This window comes from Rhizobium sp. NLR10b, from assembly GCF_019685435.1.
Classification (GTDB): Bacteria; Pseudomonadota; Alphaproteobacteria; order Rhizobiales; family Rhizobiaceae; genus Rhizobium.
Genome location: NZ_JABDWV010000028.1, coordinates 1 through 25,329 on the forward strand (window position 1 = coordinate 1; position 25,329 = coordinate 25,329).

Genomic DNA, 25,329 nt, shown 5'->3' on the forward strand with positions numbered 1-25,329 from the left:
CGACGTGTCCGCCGACCTGATCGTCATGGGTGCCTATAACCATCCCCGCTGGCAGCAGACGATCTTTGGCGGCGTGACGCGCGGCATGATCGAAGAAAGCAGGATGCCGATATTCATGGCCCACTGATCGGCCGGCGTTCAGCCGGCCCGGCGCCTCTCACCTTGCATGCATGTCGCCCGGTTGCGGCACGTGTCCGGGCGATAGGTATTAATCGATGGCAAAGGCCGCGCGGCCTGACAACGTCCGGACAAGGATGCCAAAGAAGATGTGCGGAGATTCGGCAAGGATCGGAACCTCCTTCGGGCTGAGCGAACCGACTTCCCACCAGTCCGCGTGCTTCTGCAATATTTCCCAGGCGTGCAGACGCTCACTCCGCCGGAGCTCGGTGTCGGGGAACTCCTCGAACTTTCCTTCGGCGATAACGCTCGTCCAGCCCTTGCCCACCCGCCGGTCCACCTGCAGGCACGCCCTGTCGTTTTCCCGCATCCATTCCACTTTGCGGCCGGGCATCGAAAAACAGTATGCGACGCCATCTTCAAAGGAGAAATAGATAGGCACGACATAGGGCCGACCGTCCTTGCAGCAGGCCAGGTGCCCAAATCTTGTCTCTCCCAGGACGGCGTGGCATTCAGCCAGCGTAAGTTCCCGTAAACCCAATGACATGAGACGCTCCTTCGGGTGGTGTTCCAGGAGTCATTTTAGACCGGCCGCGCGGCTTCGCACATTGATAAAGAGCAATCTCGTTTGGGTCTGGCAGGGCCGACTGACGGCTCGGGCAACAGATCGCTCATCACAGAAGAGGTCAGCTTGGCTGACGCCAAGAGTGCTGCATGGTCGCTGCGGGATGACCAGAGGAGCGATTATCCAGGCGGCGAGAAAGGCAGGCCCCCTCGCTTTCTCGCCGCCACAGAACGCTCGGTCTTACGGGGAGGGCCCCTCGTCCGCCAGACGGGCACAGCTCACGCAATATGGCGTGTAGGGGATGGCCTCCAACCGGTTGGGTTCGATCGGGGCGAGGCATCTGACGCAGCGACCGAAGCTTCCGCGCTTCAGCCGTTCCAGGGCCGCCTCGATCGATGTGATTTGCGCAACGGCTTCCCTTCGCATTTCGGTCAGCACCTGATCGTTCTCGACCTGGGTGATACGATCTTCGCTATCCGGATCCAGCGCGGCACCGAGATCGGCATCGATCGCCGACCGCCGGCGCTGCAGGTCCGCTTTCATGGTCTTCAGTTTGTTTTCTATCTCTTCGTTCTTCATCGACGCTTTCCCGCTGCGTGAAACGGCGGCACATGCCGCGCTCTGTTCGCCCATTCGGCCGGCCGAATGCAACGCTCATCACCGTACAACCGCCCGGGAAGGCTGCATTGATCGGCATCAATGGGGAGGGGATGGGCAGTTTGAGACATGTCAACGCGCAATTCCCGCTGAAGTGCGAGAGTGGCGACCCAGTCCGCTGATCACCGATGGCATGATCGTCGGCATGAGCGGCTTCACCAGAGCCGGCGAGGCCAAGGCGACGACCGGTGCATCGCTCGGCCACAATCTCGACAGCACGCTCACCGAGGCTCATGTCATCGCGCGCCGCATGCCGGTCCAATCCGATCCCGTCTTGCTCCGGGCGATCAATGCGGCGAAGTGATGTTCGTCTATAGCATCTTTCGGAGACGGTGGAATTCCTGCGTACCGGCCAGCTTGCACCGGTGGATTTGGCCGTCATCGAGGCGACCGCGATTACCGAGGGCGGCGGCATCGTGCTGACGACCTCCGTCGGCAATTCGGCAAGTTTCGCCGTCCTCGCACCGAAGGTGATCGTCGAGATAAACCTGTCGAAGCCGGAAGCACTGGAAGGTCTCCACGATATCTATATCCCTGCCGCGCGACCGAGTTGGGAGGCGATCCCCATCGTTGCGCCCAACCGCCGCATCGGCGTACCCTTCATTCCGATCCCGCCGGAAAAGATCGCCGCGATCGTCGTCACCCAGCCTTGCCCCGCGGGAGCGGGCGGAGGTCGTCATCGCCAACTGCGTGCATCCGACCTATCGTGAAACGCTGGAAGATCATTATCGGCGCGCGCTGCTACGCGGCGGCCACACGCCTCATCTCCTGGAAGAGGCGCTCAGCTGGCATGACGCCTTGCGGCGGATGGGAAAGATGCTGCCGTAGTGCCGCCCGTTTCACGCCTCCATGGCGTCAGCCGCTGCCGTGTCCCCGACCATCTCGTCCTCCTGCAATCTTACGGCAGTACTTGCATCCCGGATCATGGCATACTTCACCTGCGTGACCCTCAGGTCGCGATACCAGTCGACGAGTTCTCCCCACGGGTCTCTGATTTTGGAGAGGCCGGAGATGAAGGCGACGACGGTTCCAATTTCCGTCTGACCGGTGACGACATAATAGCCGCCCAGGGCGAAGATGCCGGCATAGCCCAGCTGAGTCATCAGGTTCATCATGAAATTCATCGTGAATTTGATCCTGTAGACGCTCATGTTCAGCGAGAAGAGCCTCTCAATCCGATCATCCTGGGCATCGAGCGCATCACTAGTGACAACGTGCTGGACCATACTCTGGCTGACATGGCGCATGACGGTGATCTTGGTTTCGACGCGGCGGTTGATCGCGGACTGCATCAGCGGCACGAAGCCGATCTGCGGAAGGAAGACGACGGCGACGGCAAGCGCCATCAGGGGCTGCAGGAAGATCAAATAGCCGCCGACCGCGACAAGAATGCCTGCCTGCAGCAGCGGTTCCGAGATGCTGGTGCCGACAAAACCGCCGACCGGTTCGGCTTCGGCGATGATGATCGAGAGCTGCACGCCTTCGGCAATCGCATCGAGAGGAGCCTCGGCCGAGCGTTCCGAGGTCGCAAGCGCCGATTTACGCAGCCAGCGGACCGCGACCTCGCCGATCCAGCCACGATAGATATTGAGCATCAGCTTGGTCAGGCCTTCCAGCAGGACGAGGCCGAGATAGGCAAGAACGAGAATTAGAATGGCCTGATAGGGGGTGCCGTTTGTGGCCGCATTGATGATGCGCCTCTGGACCTCCAGCGGCGCGGTGCCGGCGAGGAAGAGAACGATCGAAAGGGCCGCGATCGCGATCTGGTGATGGCGCCCTATCAGGAACACGAATCCAAACAGACTTCTCGGCATTTCAGCCTCATGGCCTCGTATTTGTGCGTCAGAATGGCCGGCGCCGCTGCGAGCGACGGGAACGGGCTTTCACCTTTTGGAGCGCTCCTGCCGGCTGGCCATTCCGTGGTTTGCCTCCCTGACTTTTCAATTCTGTCTCATCTCGGCATCCGGCGGCGGCAGTGCGATGCCGTAATAGGGATCCACCCAGACGAGCAGGTCCCTGACAGACGTCACGCCTGCAACGTTCTCGGCCGCGACCTTTGCGGCCAGGCGCTCGCGTTCGTCGAAGATCGTTCCGGTCAGTTCGGCAACGCCGCCGGCGACGTGGCAATGGATGAAGCCGTTGCGGCTCCAGCTCTGCTTTGCAAGTTCCGATTCGATTGCCGCCTGGATCTGAGCGTCTCCGGCCGAAAGCGATGACGGTAGTGCCCGAGACAAAGCCCGCAAGAGATCGCAGCGCGAGACGATACCGACAAGCCTGCCATTTTCCACCACCGGCAGACGCTTGACATCCTGGCGTTCCATCGATTTGACGGCGTCGGAAATGGAGGCGGTCGGCGCGACCGTGCTGACCTTGGAGGTCATCACCTCATCGACCCGCCTTCCATGAGTTCGGACATATTCGGCGGCGATCTTTCCGGAGCTCGTCAGCCATTCGAGCAGCCACGACCGCTTGCGCTCGGTGTTCAATTCGCCGCGGCGCAGAAAGTCCCCTTCGCTGACGATGCCGACGAGCGCTCCATTGGCATCGACAACCGGTAGTCCGCTGATCTTGTTGTCGAGCATCAGCTTGGCGGCTTCGGCGACGGAGCAGGACGTCGTCACAGTGATCGCCGGCGATGTCATGATGTCTTGAACGAGCATTTTCGACTCCTGTTGCTTCGCATCTCCTCGGCAACGGCGCACGAGAATCTTTAACCAGGCGGGCATTTGCCTGCGAAGCCCGTGGGCTGAGTGCCAGCCTTTGGAGCAGGCAAGCAACCTTGTGGCTAGTGAGGATAAGTTAGCGGCGTTGAAGCCAGGACGCTTTGATCAACGTCAACAATGGAAGGAACTCGAAGCCGCGGCCGAATCGTCTTCAATTCCGGCGTGGGGGCTTTGCCCTACCCACCGGATCGGCAGGACCAAGGCGCCCGCAGGCTACCCGTCTTCGCCTGCCGCAAATACGAATGGTCTCACCGACAGCAAACAGACAGGTTCAAGCCTCTATCCAGTCGCGGTCGCCTCATGGAAGGCAGAAGCAAAGGATTGAACGATGAAGTTGAAACTTATCTCCGCTCTTGTGATCATCGCCGCAACTCCCGCTCTGGCCATTGCCAGTCCAAGCTGCACCAAGGAGCCGAAGTCCAAGTGGATGCCCGAGAAAGCCATGAAGGAAAAAATCGATGCTCTGGGCTACCAGGTGAAAACCTTCGAGATCACCGGAAGCTGCTACGAGATCTACGGCAAAGACAAGAAGGGCGACCGCGCCGAAGTCTATTTCAATCCGGTGTCCGGCGAAATCGTCCAGAAAGGCGACTGACCATGGCGCCCATTGAGTTGCAGAAGCAGGAGGGCCTCCGGCCCTCCCAGGTCGCGAGCGGCACCGTCAAGGTCTGGGACCCAATCGTCAGACTGTTTCACTGGACCGTCGTTACGGCCTGCATCCTCAATCTTTTTGTGTTTGAGGAAGGAAAATATTGGCACCGTTTGACCGGCTACGTCGTTGCCATGGCCATCGTCGTACGGATCATCTGGGGGTTCGTCGGAACCAGGCATGCGCGGTTCCGAGACTTCTTCCCGACACCTGGCAAAGTGAGGGCGCAGATCCTTGGCATGATCAATGGCAGCGAGCAACGCTATATCGGCCATAATCCGCTGGCATCGATCATGATGCTGGGCCTCATGGTGATTCTTGCAATGACCGCGGTCAGTGGCTGGATGACGACGCTCGATGCCTTCTGGGGCGACAAATGGCTCGAGGAAGTGCACGGTGTCATCGCCAACAGCATCATGGTCTTCGCCTTCATCCATGCCGGGGCGGCATTGGTCGAGAGCTGGAGACATCGGGAAAATCTCGTCTGGTCGATGGTGACAGGTCGAAAGAGAGCATGAGAATTCTTCTGATCGAAGACAGCGTCCGGCTTCGCGAGCTTCTTTGCGAAGCCATCCGCGAGGCCGGCTGGCGCATGGATGCCTTTGCTACGGCAAATGAAGGCCGTCTCGCGCTTGACGGAACAAGCTATGATCTCCTTCTTCTTGACCTTGGCCTGCCTGACGAAGATGGCCTCGACGTGTTGAAGTCTCTGCGTCTCGCGAAGCGGCAGATTCCGGTGCTCGTCCTGACGGCACGCGGGGCCGTCGACGAACGGATCGCCGGGCTGGATGCCGGGGCTGACGACTACTTGATCAAACCCTTCAACAATGGCGAGTTGATCGCGCGGATTCGAGCCCTGATGCGGCGCTCGCCCATGACAGCCATGCCGACACTGGAATTCGCCGACGTCAGGTTTGAGGCGGCGTCCCGCCAGGTCACCTGCAACGGCATTGAAATGGCGCTCGCCCCCTCGGAAAAGTCGCTGCTCGAACTGCTGATGCGCAATGGCGGGAACGTGGTTTCCAAGCGCAAGATGGAACACGCTTTCTCCGAGTTCGGTGACGAGCGCAGCAGCAACGCCGTCGAGCTGGCGGTCTCCCGGCTCCGGCGGAAACTGGAGGGACATCCCGCCAATGCCGTCATCGAAACCGTGAGAGGCGTCGGTTACATGCTGCGCGAGGACCGAGGTTGATTCGATCGGCTCCTACCTTGACGGCCATTCTGACGCGAAGGATCGCCTTCTTCGCCATGGTCGCGATGCTTGTCCAGCTCGCCGTCGTCTTCTCCGACTATTATTGGAACGTCGGGGAACTTTCCCGCCTGTATGTCGAGCAGGAAACAGAGCGGCTTGCCTCGGGCGTCGGTGGCAGGGACGGAGCCGTTACCTACAGGCTGCCGGCAGCTGTAGGCCGGCGTTATGCCCATCCGCAGACCGGCTATGTCGCCCGCATTCGCGACGGCCGGGGCCACCTTATCTTCGAGTCCTGCGACGATGCCTGCGAAAGCCGTTTCCTGCCCGCGGAGGTCAATCCTCCGGATTTTTGGCTTCGCACCATCAAGCCAGGGAAACCGCTTACGCTTGTCGGGGGCCGAGCTTTCCAGATCGGCGAGCAGCGGATTCTGGTTGATGTCGCCACTGTGGGCGATCCTGAGAATCTCGCCTCCGCCGTCTTTTGGAACGAGATCCTCGAGCACATGATCGTGCCGATGAGCATCTTGCTCGGACTTGTTCTCGGGGCAACCTTAATATCGGTTCGCCGCGCCCTGAAGCCTGTGAAGGCCGCGGCCGATGCTGCCGAACTCATCGATCCGATGGATTCCGGATCTCATCTGCCCTTCGAGGGAATGCCGCGAGAAATTGCCCATCTCGCGGTGGCCGTCAACCGGGCGTTCCAACGAATTGGCGAGCTGATGCTATCGCAAAGGATACTGACATCGGGCATCGCCCATGAAGTGCGCACACCGCTTGCGGCCATCAAACTCGAACTCGGCCGTATTGACCATCCGAGGGCGCGGAAAGCTGAGGCGGATCTCGATGACCTCGTGCATTTTGTGAGCCAGCTGACGGCGCTCGCGCGGCTGGACACGTTCGATCACAGCACGTTCGAAGAGGTCGATCTCGTCGTTCTTTGTACAGGCGTGGCCGAGCAGCTCGCACCTTGGGTTTACGAAAACAAGCATTCGCTGGAGGTGTTCGCCCAGATCGAGGCGGCAGGTGTCAGAGCAGCACCAGCCCTATTGAAAGACGCCCTTCGCAATCTGATCGAGAATGCGGTTCGCCATACGCCGGATTCAACGAAGATCATTGTCAGGGTGGGAGAATACGGTATCCAGGTCGAAGATCGACAGGATGTATTTGGCAGTTTCCTCCATCAAACCCAGAGTGCGGAAGGCCTCGGAATAGGACTTAAGATCGTTGAACGGATCGCGGAACTTCATAAGGGATCGTTGAGGCGTTCCATATCGCGGCACGGCAACATCTTCGAACTCTTATTGCCGGTGGTGGCGCGACGCAGGCGGTGCTAACCAGCATCACCCTGCCTGTCCTGTCGTCGTATTGAGCGACGGCAGGCGGTCAAGGACCGGCTCTCGAACTCATTGTCAACGCCACGAGGGCCGCGTACCTCATCAACCGCAGCCTGCCGGCCGGCAACAAGCGGCTCCTCAATCCCGTCGCAGCGTCTTGCCGGACTCCGCATCGAACAGATGAAGCTTGCCCGGCCGGGCCGCGATCGTTACGGCCTGCCCGGGCTCGAAATCGTGACGTTCGGACAGCACCGCGACAAATTCGCCGGATCCGTAGCGCAAAAATACCATCGTCTCGTGGCCAGTGGGTTCGGTGACGTTGACGGTCGTCTTCAAGCCGCTCGGAGCGAGCGACAGATGTTCGGGCCGCACACCCAGGCGCACAGGCTGGCCATCGGACGCCTCCGGCGTGAAGCCGAGCGCAATCTCATCGCCTGTCTCCGTGACGAAGACCGCACCGTCGGCCTTGTAGTGACCTTTCAGCAGATTCATCGACGGCGAGCCAATGAAGGTGGCCACGAACGTATTGCGGGGACGGTCGTAAAGCTCCAGGGGCGTTCCCGTCTGTTCGACCTTGCCGCCCTGCATGACCACGATCTTGTCGGCCATCGTCATTGCTTCGACCTGGTCATGGGTAACGTAAATGGTCGTGGTCTTCAGCCTTTGGTGGAGCTCCTTGATCTCCTTGCGCATCTGCACGCGCAGCTTGGCATCGAGGTTCGACAGGGGCTCGTCGAATAGGAAGACTTGCGGCGATCGGACAATGGCTCGCCCCATCGCTACGCGCTGCCGCTGGCCGCCCGAAAGCTGGCGCGGATAGCGGTCAAGATAGGGCACGAGGTCGAGGGTTTCGGCCGCCGCCTGTAGGCGCTGCTTGATGACATCGGCCGGCTGCTTCTGCAGACGCAGCGCGAAGACCATGTTCTCGGCAACGGTCTTGTGCGGATAGAGCGCATAGCTCTGGAAGACCATCGCAATATCACGGTCCTTCGGCGGCAGATTGTTGACGATCTTTCCGCCGATCGAGATGGTGCCGCCGGTAATGCTCTCGAGGCCTGCGACCATGCGCAGCAAGGTCGACTTGCCGCAACCGGACGGGCCAACGAGCACCACGAACTCGCCATCGCGAATGTCTATATTGACCCCATGCAGGATGTTTAAGGCGCCGTATGCCTTCCGCGCCTCTGAAATATTGACCTCAGCCATATGCCTCCCACTCGCTTTCCGGTCACCCCCGGCACACGTTCCAGGGGATGAATTTCTCGGCAGTATCCAGAGTTTGAGGCACAGCGAAAGTGCGCTCTGCCACGATCCGAAATACCTTCAGAACCTCCTCCATGAAACGTTTCATTTTTTATTGACTTTTTGCGCTTCCCGTCTAATGCTCACTGATGAGACCGAGAGGAGCGGTTTCAAACAAGAATTATGAAACGTTTCATTTTCTTGTTTACCAGATAGTTCTGCACGAGACCAGTCCCAAATTCGGGCCGGAGCCTATCCGGAACACTGGCTGGCGGCAGCGCACCAAACGTGGAGGAGGAAGACATGAAAGTCGAAATTTACGATGCATTGATGCGCCGTCAGGCAAGTCGCCGCGACGTTTTGCGCGGAACGGCAAGTGCGGCGGCTCTGCTCGGCCTGTCCGGCGCGATGGGCGGAATTGCCGGCACCGCATTCGCGGCCGATGACCTGCGCGCCCAGATCCTGCAGATCCCCGGCGTCGGCAAGGGTTCGCCGACGGACGCGGACTGGCAGAAGGTCGGCGAGCTCTGCCTCGGCCCGACCAAGGCCAATGTCAAGCAGGGCGAATTCGCCGGCGTCGAGCTGACCTTCATGGGGCTCAACAACCAGAATCTGCACAACTTCCTGTTCCGCGGCTTCCTGAAGCCTTGGGAAGCCTATACCGGCGCCAAGATCAACTGGATCGACCTTGCCCAGGCCGATTACAACGCCCGCCTTCAGCAGTCGATCGCAACCGGCACTGTCGATTTCGACATCCTTGAAATGGGCGCGCCTTTCGAAGGCGATACCGCCGGACGCGGGCTTCTCGACGAGATGCCTGATTGGGCTGCAAAGCAGGTCGAAGCCGACGACCTGGTGAGCTATCTGAAGCCGCCGGTCGGCACCTGGGACGGCAAGACCTATCGCGTCACGATCGATGGCGACTGCCACACCTTCGCCTATCGCAAGGATTACTTCGGCGAAGGCTCGATCAGCGGCATGGCCGAGCCGCCGAAGACCTGGCAGGACGTCAACGCAGCGTCCAAGGCGCTGATCGGCAAGACCGATCCGCTGACCGGCCAGCCGGCCTATGGCTATCTCGACCCGCTCAAGGGCTGGGGCGGCTTCGGCTTCTATTTCATCGAGAACCGGGCGACGGCCTATGCCAAATACCCCGGCGATCCGGCCTGGCTGTTCGATCCTGAGAACATGAAGCCGCTGGTCAACAACCCCGCCTGGGTCCAGGCGATCCAGGATGTGCTGGATCTGATCGCGGCCAAGGCCTATCCCGCCGACCAGATCAATGCGGACCCCGGCACCACCGCCTTCTCGCAGTTCCTGGCAGGCACCGGCGCAATGCTGATGTGGTGGGGCGACGTCGGCTCCAGCGCGCGCACCTCGGATACCTCGGTCGTCGGCGACGTGGTCGGTTTCGGCATCAACCGCGGCTCCAACCGCGTCTACAACCGCAAGTCCGGGCAATGGGAAGACAAGTATAACGAAGCGCCCAACATGGCCTATCTCGGCTGGGGCATCTACGTCACCAAACGGGTCTCCAGCGACGAGAAAAAGCGCAAGGCGGCCTGGTCTGCTGCAGCCCATCTCGGCGGCAAGGATCTTTCCCTTTGGACGTCGGCCTATCCGTCCGGTTTCCAGCCCTATCGTCAGTCTCACTTCAACTACGACGAATGGGAAAAGGCAGGTTACGACCGCGCCTACATCGAGGACTATCTGAGTTCGAACGCCGACAGCTACAACCATCCGAACGCTGCGATCGAGCCGCGCATCCCCGGCATCTTCCAATACTACTCCGTTGCGGAGGACGAATTGGCGAAGGGCTTTGCCGGACAATACAAGTCGGCACAGGAAACCGCGGATGCGATTGCAGCCGCCTGGGAAAAGATCACCGACCAGATCGGCCGTGATAGCCAGCTGAAGCTCTATCGGACGAGCCTCGGGCTCTGATCGATTGACATAAACGCGCTGGCGGACTGAAAGGCTTCGCCAGCGCCCATCCTGTCCGGGCGAGGAATATCAATGTCGACAGTCGAAGGCGACCTGCTCCACACGGTCGAAGCCGGCTCCATTTCCGCGAGCCGCCGTTTTTGGGGCCGCTCGGCTCTGTGGCTGAGCGCCATATGGTTCATGGCATCCTTTGTATTGCAGGCTGTCCACGAACTTGGCTGGACCGATTGGGGCTTTGCCAACTGGCGGCCGGTTCTCTACGCCTATTTCATTTGGGCCGCGGTTCTCTGCGTCACCCGCGTCGTCATATACGGCGAGGCCGGCAAGAAGGCGCTCTTTGTTCTGCCGGCGGCGCTTTTCGTCGTATCGATGGTGGTCTTCCCGCTGCTCTTTGCGCTCTGGATCGGCTTTTCGGATTGGAACCTCGCCTCTTCCGCCGGCCGGCGCTTCAACGGGCTCGACAATGTCCGCCGGATGATCGCCGATCCATTCTATGCCAACGCCTTGCTCAACATGATCCTTTATTGCCTTGCGATCGCTGTGGAATATGCGATTGCCTTCGGCCTGGCGCTGCTCCTCAACCAGGAAATCATTGCCAGGAAGTTCTGGCGCGTCACCTTCCTCGTGCCCTTGATGCTGTCGCCGGTCGCGGTGAGCTGGATGGTGGGCAAATCGATGCTGGAGACCCGTTTCGGCCCGATCGCGCGCATGGCCCGCTGGCTCGGCTGGGAAAACCCGTCCTTTTTCGGCGATCCGCTGACGGCGCGCCTTTCGATCATGATCATGGATGCCTGGACCTTCATTCCCTTCATGATGATCATGCTGCTCGCCGGACTGCAGGCCTTGTCGAGGGAGGTGCTGGAGGCGGCCGAGGTCGACGGCGCCACCAAATGGCAGCGCTTCTGGCAGGTGATTTTCCCGCTGATGCTGCCAGTGTCGGTCACGGCAGTGATGATCCGCATCATCTTCAAGTTGAAGCTCGCCGACATCATCATCACGGTGACATCGGGAGGCCCCGGAGGAGCGACGGATTCCGTCACCAGTTTCATCTATCGCGAATACCGCGACCGTTCGAATGTCGGATACGGAACCCTGCTCGCGCTCGTCTATCTGGTGATCATCGTCGTCGGCATGACGGGGCTGATGAAGATCTCCGACCGTATCGTCAAGCGGATGACAGGAAGGCTCTGATGGTTCGCATCGATTTCGAAAAATACGGACGGGGCCAACGCATTCGCTGGTGGGCCATGCGTTTGGCGGTCTACGGCCTGCTCGTCATCTGGGCGTGTGTCTGCATCTTCCCGCTGTTCTGGACGGTTTCGACCTCATTCAAGACAGCCGCAGATGTCATGCGCGGCAATCTGATCCCCTGGTTCAATTTCGCGCCCAACTGGCTCGGCTGGCGCTCGCTCGGCCTCTCTCCCGATACGATTCCCCAGATTTCGACGGTGCGTGATGAATTCATGCGCAGGCTCTGGAACAGCGTGATCATCTCCGTCACGGCATCCGCTCTTGCGGTTGTGCTCGGATCGCTCGCCGCCTACGGCCTCAGCCGTTTCTCCTATAAATTCGGCCATATGCGCAATTCCGACATTTCCTTTTTCTTCCTGTCGCAGCTCATCATGCCGCCTGTCGTCCTCGCCCTGCCATTCCTGGTTCTCTACAAGGAGCTGGCGCTGCTCGACACCTATGCCGGCATGATCGCCGTCTATACGCTGATGGTCCTGCCGATCGTCGTCTGGATCATGCGCGATCAGTTCGCGACCATACCGGTCGAGCTCGAGGAGGCCGCGCTGGTCGACGGCCTGTCGATCTGGGGCGCGTTTGCCCGCATCATCGTGCCGCTCGTACTGCCGGGCATGGTTGCCGCCTTCCTTTTGGCGCTGATCCTGTGCTGGAATGAATATTTCTTCGCCGCATTGCTGACCTCGACCAACACGAACACGCTGCCGGTGATGATCGCCAGCCAGACCGGCAGCCAGGGCATCAACTGGTGGTCGATGGCTGCCCTTTCCACCGCTGGTATCCTTCCGCTGGTCATCGTCGGCGTCGTGTTGGAAAAGCACATCATCGCCGGGATGACCGCAGGAGCGGTAAAATAGCCGCGGGACGTTTGAACATGCCAAAGATGCCCACAGTCAAGGATGTCGCCGAATATGCGGGCGTCTCCGTGGGCACCGTTTCGCGCGTTCTGTCGGGCGAAGCCGCGGTCAAACCCCTGCTGCGGGAAAGGGTCAACGACGCTATTTCGGCGCTCGGTTACCGGCCGAACGTGACCGCACGAGCCTTGCGTACCAGCAGAACCGACGTTATCGGCCTCGTCGTTCCCGACATCACCAATCCTTTTTTTGCGCAGCTTGCGGCAAGCATCGAGCGTGCGGCGCTCGAATGCGGTCACAGCCTTATGCTGGCAAGCTCGCATAACGACAGCGAGGCGGAGCAGAGCCACGTTTCGGCTTTTCTCGACCGATCGGTGCGCGGCATCATCGTGGTGGCTTCGAGCGACGGTTCAGGTCTCGATCTGCCAGCCTCGGTCCCGGTCATATCGCTGGACCGGCGCTTCGGCGCCTTTCCCCTGGTGTCGACCAACCATGCGCAGGCGGCCACGATGATTGCCGATCATCTCTATGGGCTGGGGCACCGGCGCATCGCTTATATTTCCGGGCCGACCGACACTGAGGCAGGGCGCATGCGCAAGGAGGCCTTCGTCAGCCGCATGGACGGCTTCGGCAAGACCGGCGAGCCTGTCGAACTGCAAATCGCCCATGGCAGATTCGACTATGAATCCGGCGAAAGAATTGCCCGCGAGCTGCTTTCGCGCCCGCCGCAGGATCGGCCGACGGCGATAGCCGCCGCCAGCGACCAGCAGGCGATCGGCGCATTGCGCGCCGCCCGTGACCTTAAGATCGATGTGCCGCGAAAACTGTCCGTCACCGGTTTCGACGACATTTCGCTTGCCAATCTCGTGGTGCCGCGGCTGACAACCATACGCCAGCCAGCCGACATGCTGGCGCGGCGCGCGGTCAGCCTTCTCCTGGAGGAACCGCCGGGCAAGGGGGACGAAATGGTGGACGGATCGCTGATCGTGCGCGGTTCGAGCGGCCCGTGCCCGCAACCTGGCGAACCGAAAGGCGCACGGGCGCTCCGAGCCGGACATCGCCGGGACAGAAATTGAAGCACGGCCGGCGCTCCGGCTAGAGAAAGGATGGAAGATCAATGCTCAAGGGAATTCGGGCCGAACTCAATGGCGACATTCTTCAGGCACTTAGCAACATGGGACATGGCGACTATCTCGTCATCTCCGACATGAATTTTCCATCGGATTCGATAGCCCGCCAGACGCGTCTGGGTAAACTGCTGACCATGGAAAACATTCCCGCGCCGCAGGCGATCGACGCGGTCCTTTCGGTCCTGCCTTTGGACACGCCGATTCAGCCGTCGGTCGGACGCATGGAAGTGATCGGCAAACCGGATGAAATCCCGCCGATCCAACAGGAAGTACAGTCGATTGTCGACCGGGCCGAAGGCAAGCCGTCGCCGATGTATCCCGTCGAACGCATGGCGTTCTACGACATCGCCAAAAAGGCCTATTGCGTGATCGCAACCGGGGAACTGCGGTTCTATGGATGCTTCCTTTTGACCAAGGGCGTCATTCCAGCGGAAGAGGCCGTGCGATGAGCGAGAAAAGCGGGATCGTCATCTTAGGCATTTTTGCCGCCGACACCGCCTATAAGGCAAAGCGCTTGCCCCATATCGCCGAGACGCTGATGGGGTCGGGTTTTACGCTCGGGCCGGGAGGCAAGGGCTCCAACCAGGCAATCGCCGCGGCAAAAGCCGGCGGCAAGGTGACTTTCATTTCACGGGTGGGCAACGACGCGTTCGGCGCGATGGCCCTTGCGGCCTATGCGGAGGCGGGTGTCACAGCCAATGTGATGAAGATGGAAGGGGTTTCCACGGGCGCTGCCTTCATCTTCGTCGACGAAGCGAGCGGCGACAATGCCATCATCGTGGTGCCGGGCGCCGCAGGGCTGATCGGCATCGAAGATGTCGAAGCGAACCGGGCAGCGATCGAAAGTGCTGCTATCTTCATGACACAGCTCGAACAACCGCCGGAAGCGGCCCTGCATGGCCTGTCGATCGCCAAAAGGGCAGGGGCCACGACCATCTTCAACCCGGCGCCGGCCAGCACCATCCCGGACAGCATCTATGGCCTGAGCGATTTCATCGTTCCCAACGAAGTCGAAGCGGCGCAACTGGTGGGCCATGCGATCGAAACCGATGAACAGGCGCGTGCGGCGGCGCGCACGCTGGTCGCCCGAGGCGCGCGCGCAGCGGTCATCACGCTCGGCGCCCGCGGTGCGCTCTATCACACCGCCGAGCAGACCGAATTCGTCCCCGCATTTTCGGCGGGAAATGTCGTTGACACAACCGGAGCCGGCGACGCCTTTCTCGGTGGGTTCGCGACGGCGATCTCCGAAGGCCGGGCGCCAATCGAGGCCGTCCGTTTCGGCTGCGCGACTGCCGCGATCGCCGTAACACGGCCGGGGACGGCCCCCGCCATGCCTTCTCGCGCCGAGATCAGCGCCTTGCTTGGCTCCTGATGACTGGCCGTCGCAGGGGAATTGGGCGGGGCGTGTCAGCCTCGCCATCTCCAGAAGCCGTCAATCCAGCCTTGCGGTAAAGACGTAGCCGACGCCGCGCACGGCCTTGATGAATTGAGGCTTCTTCGGGTCCGTCTCAATCTTGCGCCGCAGCCGGACGATCTGGGCATCGATCGTCCGGTCGAAAGCTTCGAGGCTTCGGCCCCGGGTCAGATCCATCAGCACGTCGCGGGTCAGAACCCGTCCGGCATGCCGGACGAAGGTCGTCAGCATATCGAACTCGCCGGTCGTCAACTCGATTTCCGTGCCTTCCGGATCGAAAAGCTGCCTGCGGCTGAGATTGAGCTTCCAGTCTTCGAAGCCGACAATCTCCTCGCCGGCCGCCTCGGCACTGCGCGCAGGAGCTTGCCGGCGGCGCAGGATCGATTTCAGGCGGGCATGAACCTCCCGGAGATGGAAGGGCTTGGCGATGTAATCGTCGGCACCGACTTCCAGACCGACGATTCGATCGACGACGTCGTCACGGCCCGTCAGCATCATGATCGGCACGTCGGACTGGGCGCGAATTTCGCGGGCGAGGTCAAGGCCATCCGTGCCGCCGGGAAGAACGAGGTCGAGCAGGACGGCGTCGAAATTCTGCTGGCGCAGGCGCACGCGCATCTCGATTCCGTCGGCGGCGGAAGAGACCGTGTAACCCTCGTCCTCGAAGTAGCGCGTCAACATCTGGCGAATGCGCGGGTCATCGTCGACGACGAGAAGATGCGCGTCATGTTGAAGTGCTGCCATCGTCCATCCGCCAAGCCGTTGCTCGTTACAGATCGTCTTCAATGGCATCGTCTTTAACATGCCCGTCAAGCTGGTGTCACCACCAGGCGGTCGTTGTCCTCATCGCAAACCGCAAATCCATTCCGGCCAGAATTACGCGGGCCTGGCATCGTGCAGCCGATGGCGTTTGGTCTGCATCGGAACGGGAGCCGGCGAGGATTGCCACGCGCAGAGCCATCCGCGGACATCGTTCGCTGTGATCCGAACCGTGTTTGCGCTCGTGGAGGCAAGGCGGCGCGCGGCTATCTGGCAGAAAGTGTCGACGTATTGAAGAAGGCGGAATTCGGTAGCCCGCGGCGGCGAGGCCACCGACAGCAATGCCCGCCGCGACACGATGACGGTCTTCATGTCGGGCCCGAACCGCACATCGATACGCCCCGACTTGTCTTTCGCGTCGAGATTTGCTGTGACGATTTCATATGGCATTCCATCGCTCCGGATCGTTGGTTCGTCGCTGCGGCTTCTGAATTTTTTTCTCCAAGTTACGACGCCGGTCGCACGACGCTTTGACTTCGATCAAATGAACAGGGCGAGAGGTCGGCACCGAAACATCCGCGCCGTGACCGAAAGGATATGGACAAATATCCGGACAATCTCCACGCCGACGGCATCATCATTGATTTGGGACAAGGAAGAGCGTGCGGCCTGAGGTCATAAGGCATCCTGCTTTTGAAAAGGGATGTGACAATGTCCGACGATCTGGTCGCCAAATACGGCGATGCGCGGCTTCCGCGTTATACGAGTTACCCGACGGCACCGGCTTTTTCGGCCACCGTTGGGCCGGATGAATATGCCCGCGGTCTCGCCGATATCGGCAAGACCGGGCCTGTTTCGGTTTATCTCCACGTACCGTTCTGCCATTCGATGTGCTGGTACTGCGGCTGCCACACGACCAACACCCGGCAGGACGCCCCGGTCGTCGAATATCTTGATGTGATGAACCAGGAGATCGAACTCGTCTCCTTTGCCGCCGGAAACGACGTGCCCGTCAGGAACGTTCATTTCGGCGGCGGCACCCCTACAATCATGAAACCTCGGGACTTTTCCGCCCTGATGGCAAAGCTCAGGAGCGCCTTTGCTTTCGAGGCAGATGCCAGTGTTGCCGTGGAGATCGATCCGCGCAGATTGGCCGCTCCCATGATCGATGCGCTCTGCGAAAACGGCGTCGATCGCGCGAGCCTCGGCGTCCAGAGCTTCGATCCGGTCGTGCAGGCGGCAATCAACCGGCTGCAGTCCTTCGAGCAGACGGAGACGACAGTGGCCGAGTTGCGGTCCGCAGGTGTGACCAGCATCAATTTCGACCTGATCTATGGCCTTCCGAAGCAGACGGTACAATCCTGCTTGGAAACGGTCCGCCTGGCCACAGAGCTGCGTCCCGAACGTTTCGCCGTCTTCGGTTACGCCCACATACCCACCTTCAAGAAGCATCAACGCCTAATCGACGAAGCATCGCTGCCGGACGCAAAACAGCGGAATGAGCAGGCCGAAGCCATCGCCCGGGAGCTTCAACAAGCCGGATATGTGCGTATCGGGCTCGATCATTTTGCACTGCCGCAGGATCAGCTCGCACTTGCCGCCCGCAACGGCACGATGAGACGGAACTTCCAGGGCTATACCACGGATGATTGCGATAGCCTCATCGGCCTTGGCGCTTCCGCGATCGGACGGCTGCCGAGCGGCTATATGCAGAACCACGTGCCTCTCGGACTTTATGCCGAGCGGGTTGCCGCCGGCATGCTGCCCACGGCCAAGGGTTATCTTCTCAGCGAAGAGGACAAACTTCGCGCGAGAATCATCGAAAGGCTGATGTGCGATTTCGAGGTCGATCTCGGAAAGGTGAGCAGCGGCTCGGGTTTCGACACCGGCTTCCTTGTCGAACGCAACGAGCGCCTAGGCGAGCTGGTGGCCGACGGCGTCGTGGCGATCAGCGGCGAGCGGATCGTCGTATCTCAGGATGCACGCTTCATGGTCCGTGCCGTCGCGGCGGCATTCGACGCCTATTTCGGCTCGCACGGACGCACGCACAGCAAGGCCGCCTGACCTGAATCAGAGCCAGGCCGGAAGTGCCGATCCATGACTCCGGCCTGTTTACTCATGCCCTTCAGGCGGTGGGTTGATAGATTGCTGGCAGGGGTGCGCCAGCACCGTCTTCGCGTTTGTCACACGGCAGTAGAGATCGCCGGTCATTTCTTGCAGAGGTAATATGATGAACAAACCGATTCCGACCGATTTCATGGAACTCGAACGCTGCTACGACCAACTGATGTTGTGGTGCGACGTGCTCCAGGCAATCGCCGATTTCCTGCCTTGCCACATAGACGAAGATCTTTGCGACCGCATCTCTCGCGGCCTGCTTCCGCTGCTGCAGACGACGCATGAGCTCGAACAGCGGCTGATCTCCTCCCGGCTCGGATTGATCATGGACGCCGCGGAAAAAGCCGGCGCGGAAGAACGGCGGCGGGCAGGCCGCCTGGTGGGTCTTGGCGCCGCGCGAGACGTGGCCGTCACCCTGGAAACGGTGGGCGAGGGGGGCTGCCGGCTGTCCTGGGAAACTGTCGGATATCAGCTGCGTTCGTTCTTCTGCTCGATGCGCAGTCATATCCGGTCCGAACGCGAGATCATGACGTTAATGCAGCGGGCGACGGAAACTGCAGCGCGGCTGGCGGAGGCGACCAATCGGACCGAAGCAGCCTGAGCAAAGCCGGATTACCGTGCCGACATCTCAAGAACGCGCTTGCCGGTCCACGCGCCGCAACAGGCTTTTCAATTCCGGCTCGTTCACCATTGAGGCCGCCTCGAGAGGCGGCATCCAGGCGAGCTTGCGCTCCTTGTGCTCCGGGAAACGGGACTTGGTGTGGCGAACCGTCATGACGTGCACCGTCACGAATGACGCCACCTGTTTCCCATCCTGAAGCGTCTTGAGATAGGAGAAGCAGCCGAAAGCGCGTTTCTTCGCCCGCCCCTTCACACCCGCTTCTTCCCAGGCCTCACGCTCGACCACCTCATGCGGCGCGAGACCCTTGATGGGCCAGCCCTTCGGAATGGTCCACCGTTTCGCGCGTCGTGATGAGCAGGACCTCATAACCGCCGCCCGGTCCATCACGCAGGCAAAGCGCACCGAATTGCTCCAGGGCCTTGCCGAGGAGGATTGTCTCGGCATGGTCGGCTAGCTGGGACAAGAGTGTCGGGGCCTTGTTCATAGAATTCAGATGTGTCGGTTGTTCACCTTGGCAAGCAGACGCGACGGTTGAATTCCGCAGTGACCGTCATTCCGACAGGCTGCTTTTGAAATGCGCCGAATGACTTCGGCCGGCGCCGGTCCAGCGTCTCGTTGCCAGCCGGCATCTAACAGCTGCGCCGGCCGCACAGACAACCGCCGCGAAAGCAAGCATCACAGGCTTGAACATGATGGTTCTCCATCGTGCGGGATGGCGCGCGATCACGGCCATCCGCACCGGTCGTTGATCACTGGGCGATATGGACAAGATCGGCATCGAGCCGCTTGCGTACCATGTTCGGCACCTTTGCCGTCTTGATCGCTTCGAGATTGGCCGGGCTGTCGCCGACCTGGATCAAGGCAACCATGCCCATGCCGGCATGCGGCGTGCATTTCAGGACATAGGCGCCGGCAACATCGAATTTGGCCTGATACTGTTCGTTCGGCTTGGATTTGAATTCGGCGACGCCATCCGGAATGAGGCCCTTGAAGGTCTCGACGTTGTGGCTCTTGTCGGTGGGAATGAAGGTGACGGTGTCGCCGGGGGCGATCTTCAAGAAGCCGGGCTCGAACACCATTGCGCCGTCGGCGCCCTTGTTGAGCATCTGAACCTGGTGGTCGGCGGCCAGCAACGGCGCTGCCGAGGCAATCAAGGCTGCCGCCGCAGCGATCAGACCGAATTTCAAACGCATTTGCAATCTCCTGTTCTGCGAGGCTCGATCAGCCTCATGAACCTGTTTTAGGAGATGCCGAAACCGGCCTCTTTGACGCCCGTCAAATTCCCGGAAAAAGCTGAAGATCAGTTTTTGGCTGTTGCCCGCCACACCAGGAATGGCCTTGCCTTACTCGGCCATACGGCCTTGCGCCAATTGCCGGAGCGTTCCGACGAAGCCGTCAGGCGACGCAGATGACCGGGAGGACGTTCGCCTGGCGAGCGTCAGCAATTCGAGATGGCAGCAGGTCCGAGATCACCTCGCGTCGAGAAGCTCGCGGATCTTCAACCCCAGTTCCTTGGCGGTATAGGGCTTGCGCAGCCACTGTGCGCCGGGAACGATGCCTTTGCCCGCAAGGCCCGGCTCGCTATATCCGGAGGTGAACAAAACCGCGATGTCGGGACGCTGGAGGCGCACCTGTCGTGCGAGTTCGTCGCCCGTCATCCCGCCCGGCATGACGATATCGGTGAACAGCAGCGCGATTTCGGGATTTTCCCGCAGGAGGTCGAGTGCACGGTGGCCGTTTTCGGCTTCACGCACCCTGTAGCCCATTGAGGCGAGCCTGGCGACGGCCACGCGGCGGACGCGGGCATCATCCTCGACGACCAGCACCGTTTCGTCGCCGCGCGGCAGCTGGCTCTCGCCGCTGCCATCATCCGCCGCGGGCTCCCGGGGTTTTACCCCGTTGACCGCCGGCAGATATATCCTGACCGTCGTGCCGCGCCCCACCTCGCTGTAAAGCTGGAGATGCCCGCCCGACTGTTTGACGAAACCATAGACCATGCTGAGTCCGAGCCCCGTGCCCGAGCCGACCTCCTTGGTGGTGAAAAACGGCTCGATCGCGCGCTTCCTGACCTCCTCGGTCATGCCCGTGCCGGTGTCCGTCATGGTAATGAGGACAAAGTTGCCGCTGCGCACCTCCGGATACATTTTCGCATAATCGGCATCGAGATGGACGTGCGAAATCGTTGTCGTCAGACTGCCGCCCTTCGGCATGGCGTCCCTTGCGTTCAGGGCAATATTGAGAATGGCGTTCTGAAGCTGTGAACTGTCGACGAGGACGTTGAGGCCCGACCCGTCAATGACGGTCGACAGCCTGATATCTTCGCCGAGCGTTCGTCGCAGCATATCCGAAAAGCCGCTGAGGAGCTGACCGAGATCGGCATGTTTGGGATTCAGCGGCTGCCGTCGGCCGAAAGCCAGCAGCTGGCCGGTCAGGATCGCCCCGTCCTGCGCGGCGGCCTGAGCCTCGTGGAGAATGTCTCGAAGGCTTCCGGAGGGCAGCTTGTCCTCAATCATTTCGAGATTGCCGCTGATGACGGTGAGAAGATTGTTGAAATCGTGCGCGATGCCACCCGTTAATTGGCCGACGGCTTCCATCTTCTGGGCCTGACGGAGATCCTCCTCGATCTTGAATCGGCTCGTCAGATCGCGGACGAAACCCGTGAAAATCCGCTCGCCATTGGCCGTCGCCTCGCCAACGTGCAATTCCATGGGGAATTGCGATCCATCGGCCCGCTGTCCGGTTACGACGCGCCCGTAGCCGATGATGCGCTTCTCGCCGGTTTCGATGTAGTGGTCGATATAGCCGTCGTGGGCGTCGCGGTAGGGATTCGGCATCAGATTGCTGACATTACGGCCGCAAATCTCCTCCGCCGGCATTCCGAACAGTTTTTCGGCAGCCTTGCTGAACGACAGTACCGTTCCCTTGTGGTCAATGACTACCATTGCGTCGGGCACTGTATCGAGGATCGAACTGAGATGTGCCTCACGCGACTTGACCGCCTCCTGAGCCTGCCTCAGGGCGCTGACATCGCTGTTTGTCTGGATGACGGTAAGCTCTCCGTCCGGCAGATTGACCAGCACGCAGCGGGAGGCGACATGGATGTCGTGCCCGCTCTTATGGCGATGAATGATTTCGCCGTGCCAGAAGCCGCGCGATTTCAACTGATCGCGGATGTTTTCCGCCGGTTCGGGAAACTTCGTCGCCAGAAGTTCGTGGACCTTCTCGCTGACGGCCTCCTCTCTTGCCCAGCCATACATGTTCTCGCAGCCGATCGACCAATGCGTGATCGTTCCGTCGAAACGATGAACCATGATATCCGCTCCGTCGAGCACGTGCACCATGGCATCCAGCTCCTGCGGCGATGCGGTTCTCGGTGACACGAGGCGGTGAGGCATGAATGTCGATCCTCCGGCTTGTTCCATCAGTGCAGGTTGACCCTATGACAGGAATCGTCAGTAAAATCATCTGCGTCGCCGGACAACTGTTTCAGGCGGGCGAGATTGACGATCCTCAGGTCGTGCCTGCCCTCGGGAATAACGATGTTGCGTGATGCCAGTTTCGTGATCGTGCGAGACACGGTCTCGATGGTCAGGCCGAGATGATCCGCAATGTCCTGGCGGTTCATCGGAACGCGCACCAACCCTTGGCGCGGCCGCGGGTTGCGGCGCGATGCAAGCTTGACGATGAAACTGCAGAGGCGTTCCTCGGCATTCTTTTTCGACAACAGCACCATCTGTTCATGCGCAGCGGCCGCCTCCTGGCAGAGCAGGGAGATATAGGCCGGGCCGAGGGCGTCGGAACGGGCGACTTCTTCATGAAAGCTCTTGCGCGACATGCGCCGGATCTTGCATTCGGTGACGGCCTCCGCAGTGAAAATGAAATCGTTCTGCAAGGATGCGCCGATGAGATCGCCGGCGAAATGAAAGGCGGTGATCACCCGGCGGCCTTCGCCGATGATGCGATGCAGGCGAACGACGCCTTCTTCCACCTGGAAGAGATGCTTCGCCTGATCGCCCTCCCAGCAAATCGCCTTGCCGGCTGCGACGGGTTCCGCCGCCGAGCTCCGGAAAAGCGACGAAAGCGATTGGCCGGCATTAATGGCTTCGCCCGTTTGCTCGGCATTTTCGAACGCGTGGTTGTTCTGCATCAGCATCGTCGTGTCCCCTCGTGGCAGTGGGTGCAGTAGAAAGCCGCTGCGTCACACGCGAATGAGCGGACGGTGCCAAAGGGTGAAAGAGTGTAACAATGTGTAACAGCGGCGGTCCATCCGCAGCTTGGAGTCTCCTTGTTGATGTAGATCAAGGAGCCGTCGCCGGCTTCGTGACAGTCCTGCCCCGAACTACGAGAAAGCCGGCCGCGGGGCGGTCGTCTTTGCACTGGGGACGACATCATGAATTATACTGTGGAAACAATGATGCTCGCGGTCGCGGCGTTTCTAGCGCTGCTCGGAGCCGCATTCGCGCATGATCATCTCTTTGCGGTCCATATGGGCATACTCAGCTTCTGCCTGGTTGCGGGAACCCTGCTCCTTGTCAGGAGGATCGACTTCGCACCGGCGGACCAACGGCGGAAGGTCGACCTGTCCGGCTATTTCGACGACGTGATCCGCTATGGTCTGATCGCCACCGTATTCTGGGGCGTGGTCGGCTTCCTGGTCGGCGTCATTATCGCGCTGCAACTGGCCTTTCCCGACCTCAATTTCGCGCCCTATCTCAATTTCGGCAGGCTGCGGCCGGTTCACACATCGGCGGTCATCTTCGCTTTCGGCGGCAACGCGCTGATCATGACGTCCTTCTACGTGGTGCAGCGGACCTGTCGCGCACGTCTCTTCGGCGGCAGCCTCGCCTGGTTCGTCTTCTGGGGGTACCAGCTCTTCATCGTCATGGCGGCAACCGGCTACGTGCTCGGCATCACCCAGGCGCGTGAATATGCCGAGCCCGAATGGTATGTCGACCTGTGGCTGACCGTTGTCTGGGTCGCCTATCTCGCCGTCTATCTCGGAACGATCCTGAAGCGTAAAGAACCACATATCTATGTGGCGAACTGGTTCTATCTTGGCTTCATCGTCACCATCGCGATGCTGCACGTGGTCAACAACCTTGCGGTACCGGCCTCGTTCCTCGGGTCCAAGAGCTATTCTCTCTTCTCGGGCGTTCAGGATGCGCTGACGCAGTGGTGGTATGGCCACAACGCCGTCGGCTTTTTCCTTACCGCCGGCTTCCTCGGCATGATGTACTATTTCGTGCCGAAGCAGGCCAACCGGCCGGTCTATTCGTACCGGCTGTCGATCATCCACTTCTGGGCCCTGATCTTCATGTATATCTGGGCCGGCCCCCACCATCTCCATTACACGGCGCTGCCCGACTGGGCCCAGACGCTCGGCATGGTTTTCTCGGTCATGCTCTGGATGCCGTCCTGGGGCGGCATGATCAACGGCCTGATGACCCTTTCGGGCGCCTGGGACAAGATCCGCACCGACCCGATCATCCGCATGATGATCGTCGCCATCGCCTTTTACGGCATGTCGACCTTCGAGGGCCCGATGATGTCGGTCAAAACGGTCAATTCGCTCAGCCACTATACCGAATGGACGATCGGCCATGTGCATTCCGGCGCGCTGGGCTGGGTCGGGATGATCACCTTCGGGGCGATCTATTACCTGACACCGAAATTGTGGGGGCGCGAACGTCTCTACAGCCTGCGGATGGTCAACTGGCACTTCTGGCTCGCGACCCTCGGGATCGTGATCTACGCCGCCGTGCTCTGGGTTGCCGGTATCCAGCAGGGGCTGATGTGGCGCGAATACAATTCCCAGGGCTTTCTCGTCTATTCCTTCGCCGAAACGGTCGCGGCGATGATCCCCTACTACGTGCTGCGCGCGGTCGGCGGAGCGCTTTATCTGGCGGGCGGTCTCGTCATGGCCTGGAACGTGTTCATGACGATCCGCGGCCACCTGCGCGACGAAGCCGCAATCCCGACCACTTTCGTGCCCCAGGCACAGCCTGCCGAATGAGGTGAGACATGGCATCGATATTGGATAAACATAAGATCCTCGAGAAGAACGCGACGCTTCTTCTGGTCGGCTCGCTGCTCGTCGTCAGCATCGGCGGCATCGTTGAAATCGCACCGCTGTTCTATCTGCAGAACACGATCGAGAAAGTGGAAGGCATGCGGCCTTACACGCCGCTGGAGCTCGCCGGGCGCAACGTCTATATCCGTGAAGGCTGCTATCTCTGCCATAGCCAGATGATCAGGCCGTTCCGTGATGAAGTCGAACGTTACGGCCATTATTCGCTGGCCGCGGAATCGATTTACGACCATCCGTTCCAGTGGGGATCCAAACGCACCGGGCCGGACCTGGCCCGTGTCGGCGGACGTTACTCGAACGAATGGCATGTCCAGCATCTCGCAAATCCGCGGGTCGTGGTGCCGGAATCGATCATGCCGAGCTACGCCTTCCTCAAGGAGCGGGAGGTCACCGTCAAGGACGTCGGAATGGACCTCAAGGCCAACGAGGACGTCGGCGTGCCTTACAACGACGACATGCTGGCGAATGCGGAGGCCGACATGAAGGCTCAGGCCGATCCGAATGCGGACACGATGGCCCTCCTCGAACGCTATCCGAAGGCTAAGGTCGGCGATTTCGACGGCGACCCGACCAGGCTGACCGAAATGGACGCGCTGGTCTCCTATCTGCAGATGCTCGGAACGCTGGTCGATTTTTCGACCTATGACGACGCGTCCGGCTACCGTTGAGGTGATCC

At 60.5% G+C, this 25,329-nt stretch carries 24 protein-coding genes and 3 pseudogenes; 16 read left to right on the top strand and 11 right to left on the bottom strand.

All coding sequences use genetic code 11. The features are described 5' to 3' along the window. Positions 1 to 127, top strand: a pseudogene (locus HJB91_RS30975) (universal stress protein); the annotation flags it as partial. 81 nt (positions 128 to 208) lie between these two features. On the opposite strand, the gene HJB91_RS29220 reads toward HJB91_RS30975, so the two are convergent. Together HJB91_RS29220 and HJB91_RS29225 are read right to left on the bottom strand one after the other, a co-directional pair. Next, positions 209 to 664, bottom strand: coding sequence for a pyridoxamine 5'-phosphate oxidase family protein (locus HJB91_RS29220; RefSeq protein WP_210633408.1), 456 nt, complete (start codon positions 662 to 664; stop codon positions 209 to 211). 258 nt (positions 665 to 922) lie between these two features. Further along, positions 923 to 1,261, bottom strand: coding sequence for a TraR/DksA C4-type zinc finger protein (locus tag HJB91_RS29225; RefSeq protein ID WP_210633407.1), 339 nt, complete (start codon positions 1,259 to 1,261; stop codon positions 923 to 925). A gap of 196 nt (positions 1,262 to 1,457) precedes the next feature. Between HJB91_RS29225 and HJB91_RS29230 the strand changes: the two are divergent. Then, a pseudogene (locus tag HJB91_RS29230) lies at positions 1,458 to 1,983 on the top strand (propionyl-CoA--succinate CoA transferase); the annotation flags it as partial. A gap of 195 nt (positions 1,984 to 2,178) precedes the next feature. Here the strand turns inward: HJB91_RS29230 and HJB91_RS29235 are convergent. Both HJB91_RS29235 and HJB91_RS29240 read right to left on the bottom strand, forming a co-directional pair. Then, complete coding sequence (locus tag HJB91_RS29235) at positions 2,179 to 3,153, bottom strand: ABC transporter transmembrane domain-containing protein (protein ID WP_210633405.1); 975 nt, start codon at positions 3,151 to 3,153, stop codon at positions 2,179 to 2,181. 126 nt (positions 3,154 to 3,279) lie between these two features. Then, positions 3,280 to 3,999, bottom strand: coding sequence for a CBS domain-containing protein (locus HJB91_RS29240; RefSeq protein ID WP_221156740.1), 720 nt, complete (start codon positions 3,997 to 3,999; stop codon positions 3,280 to 3,282). Positions 4,000 to 4,390: 391 nt separating this feature from the next. On the opposite strand from HJB91_RS29240, the gene HJB91_RS29245 reads away from it, so the two are divergent. The 4 genes from HJB91_RS29245 to HJB91_RS29260 are packed head-to-tail and all read left to right on the top strand — an operon-like array spanning position 4,391 to position 7,237. Then, the gene (locus HJB91_RS29245; RefSeq protein WP_221156742.1) at positions 4,391 to 4,657 is read left to right on the top strand and encodes a PepSY domain-containing protein; all 267 of its coding nucleotides are present in this window, start codon (positions 4,391 to 4,393) and stop codon (positions 4,655 to 4,657) included. A gap of 2 nt (positions 4,658 to 4,659) precedes the next feature. Then, complete coding sequence (locus HJB91_RS29250; protein WP_210633402.1) at positions 4,660 to 5,229, top strand: cytochrome b/b6 domain-containing protein; 570 nt, start codon at positions 4,660 to 4,662, stop codon at positions 5,227 to 5,229. Beyond that, entirely contained in the window at positions 5,226 to 5,903 is a 678-nt protein-coding gene (locus tag HJB91_RS29255; RefSeq protein ID WP_221156744.1) for a response regulator transcription factor, read from the top strand. Before HJB91_RS29250 ends, HJB91_RS29255 begins: the two co-directional genes overlap by 4 nt. After that, positions 5,900 to 7,237: a HAMP domain-containing sensor histidine kinase gene (locus HJB91_RS29260; protein ID WP_210633400.1), complete on the top strand. Its 1,338-nt coding sequence runs from the start codon at positions 5,900 to 5,902 to the stop codon at positions 7,235 to 7,237. Before HJB91_RS29255 ends, HJB91_RS29260 begins: the two co-directional genes overlap by 4 nt. A gap of 138 nt (positions 7,238 to 7,375) precedes the next feature. On the opposite strand, the gene HJB91_RS29265 is transcribed toward HJB91_RS29260, so the two are convergent. After that, positions 7,376 to 8,443, bottom strand: coding sequence for an ABC transporter ATP-binding protein (locus HJB91_RS29265; protein ID WP_221156746.1), 1,068 nt, complete (start codon positions 8,441 to 8,443; stop codon positions 7,376 to 7,378). 339 nt (positions 8,444 to 8,782) lie between these two features. On the opposite strand from HJB91_RS29265, the gene HJB91_RS29270 reads away from it, so the two are divergent. The 6 genes from HJB91_RS29270 (at position 8,783) to HJB91_RS29295 (ending at position 15,024) form a co-directional block, all read left to right on the top strand. After that, positions 8,783 to 10,423, top strand: a complete 1,641-nt coding sequence (locus HJB91_RS29270; protein WP_221156749.1) for an extracellular solute-binding protein — start codon at positions 8,783 to 8,785, stop codon at positions 10,421 to 10,423. Between the two features lie 72 nt (positions 10,424 to 10,495). Then, the gene (locus tag HJB91_RS29275) at positions 10,496 to 11,614 is read left to right on the top strand and encodes a carbohydrate ABC transporter permease (RefSeq protein WP_221123605.1); all 1,119 of its coding nucleotides are present in this window, start codon (positions 10,496 to 10,498) and stop codon (positions 11,612 to 11,614) included. Continuing rightward, on the top strand, positions 11,614 to 12,525 hold the full coding sequence (locus tag HJB91_RS29280) for a carbohydrate ABC transporter permease (protein WP_183700060.1): 912 nt from the start codon (positions 11,614 to 11,616) through the stop codon (positions 12,523 to 12,525). The genes HJB91_RS29275 and HJB91_RS29280 overlap by 1 nt, the downstream gene beginning before the upstream one ends. A 17-nt stretch (positions 12,526 to 12,542) precedes the next feature. Beyond that, positions 12,543 to 13,598 (top strand): LacI family DNA-binding transcriptional regulator, encoded by a 1,056-nt coding sequence (locus tag HJB91_RS29285; RefSeq protein WP_221156751.1) that lies wholly within the window; start codon positions 12,543 to 12,545, stop codon positions 13,596 to 13,598. Positions 13,599 to 13,639: 41 nt separating this feature from the next. Beyond that, positions 13,640 to 14,101 carry an RbsD/FucU family protein gene (locus tag HJB91_RS29290; RefSeq protein ID WP_184459996.1) on the top strand — a complete coding sequence of 154 codons (462 nt, stop codon included), beginning with the start codon at positions 13,640 to 13,642 and terminating at the stop codon, positions 14,099 to 14,101. Next, positions 14,098 to 15,024 carry a ribokinase gene (locus HJB91_RS29295; protein ID WP_221156753.1) on the top strand — a complete coding sequence of 309 codons (927 nt, stop codon included), beginning with the start codon at positions 14,098 to 14,100 and terminating at the stop codon, positions 15,022 to 15,024. The genes HJB91_RS29290 and HJB91_RS29295 overlap by 4 nt, the downstream gene beginning before the upstream one ends. 60 nt (positions 15,025 to 15,084) lie before the next feature. Here the strand turns inward: HJB91_RS29295 and HJB91_RS29300 are convergent, their stop codons facing one another. Next, positions 15,085 to 15,810: a response regulator gene (locus HJB91_RS29300; RefSeq protein WP_221123602.1), complete on the bottom strand. Its 726-nt coding sequence runs from the start codon at positions 15,808 to 15,810 to the stop codon at positions 15,085 to 15,087. 132 nt (positions 15,811 to 15,942) lie between these two features. After that, positions 15,943 to 16,275, bottom strand: coding sequence for a hypothetical protein (locus HJB91_RS29305; protein ID WP_221123601.1), 333 nt, complete (start codon positions 16,273 to 16,275; stop codon positions 15,943 to 15,945). Positions 16,276 to 16,536: 261 nt separating this feature from the next. Here HJB91_RS29305 and hemN point away from each other — a divergent pair, with 261 nt between their 5' ends. Together hemN and HJB91_RS29315 are read left to right on the top strand one after the other, a co-directional pair. Then, positions 16,537 to 17,889 (top strand): oxygen-independent coproporphyrinogen III oxidase, encoded by a 1,353-nt coding sequence (hemN, locus tag HJB91_RS29310; RefSeq protein ID WP_221124609.1) that lies wholly within the window; start codon positions 16,537 to 16,539, stop codon positions 17,887 to 17,889. 166 nt (positions 17,890 to 18,055) lie between these two features. Further along, complete coding sequence (locus HJB91_RS29315; protein WP_221156755.1) at positions 18,056 to 18,544, top strand: hypothetical protein; 489 nt, start codon at positions 18,056 to 18,058, stop codon at positions 18,542 to 18,544. Positions 18,545 to 18,571: 27 nt separating this feature from the next. On the opposite strand, the pseudogene HJB91_RS29320 reads toward HJB91_RS29315, so the two are convergent. From HJB91_RS29320 to HJB91_RS29335, 4 genes and pseudogenes are all read right to left on the bottom strand, one after another. Beyond that, positions 18,572 to 19,049, bottom strand: a pseudogene (locus HJB91_RS29320) (NUDIX hydrolase). A gap of 265 nt (positions 19,050 to 19,314) precedes the next feature. Next, the gene (locus HJB91_RS29325) at positions 19,315 to 19,758 is read right to left on the bottom strand and encodes a pseudoazurin (protein ID WP_210633378.1); all 444 of its coding nucleotides are present in this window, start codon (positions 19,756 to 19,758) and stop codon (positions 19,315 to 19,317) included. A 276-nt stretch (positions 19,759 to 20,034) separates the two neighbouring features. Further along, positions 20,035 to 21,960 carry a PAS domain-containing sensor histidine kinase gene (locus HJB91_RS29330; RefSeq protein WP_210633376.1) on the bottom strand — a complete coding sequence of 642 codons (1,926 nt, stop codon included), beginning with the start codon at positions 21,958 to 21,960 and terminating at the stop codon, positions 20,035 to 20,037. Between the two features lie 26 nt (positions 21,961 to 21,986). Further along, positions 21,987 to 22,718 (bottom strand): Crp/Fnr family transcriptional regulator, encoded by a 732-nt coding sequence (locus HJB91_RS29335; protein WP_210633375.1) that lies wholly within the window; start codon positions 22,716 to 22,718, stop codon positions 21,987 to 21,989. Between the two features lie 237 nt (positions 22,719 to 22,955). Here HJB91_RS29335 and ccoN point away from each other — a divergent pair, with 237 nt between their 5' ends. Both ccoN and ccoO read left to right on the top strand, forming a co-directional pair. Continuing rightward, positions 22,956 to 24,578 carry a cytochrome-c oxidase, cbb3-type subunit I gene (gene ccoN, locus HJB91_RS29340; protein WP_221123597.1) on the top strand — a complete coding sequence of 541 codons (1,623 nt, stop codon included), beginning with the start codon at positions 22,956 to 22,958 and terminating at the stop codon, positions 24,576 to 24,578. 8 nt (positions 24,579 to 24,586) lie between these two features. After that, positions 24,587 to 25,321: a cytochrome-c oxidase, cbb3-type subunit II gene (gene ccoO, locus HJB91_RS29345; RefSeq protein WP_221156757.1), complete on the top strand. Its 735-nt coding sequence runs from the start codon at positions 24,587 to 24,589 to the stop codon at positions 25,319 to 25,321. The last annotated feature ends 8 nt before the right edge of the window (positions 25,322 to 25,329 follow it).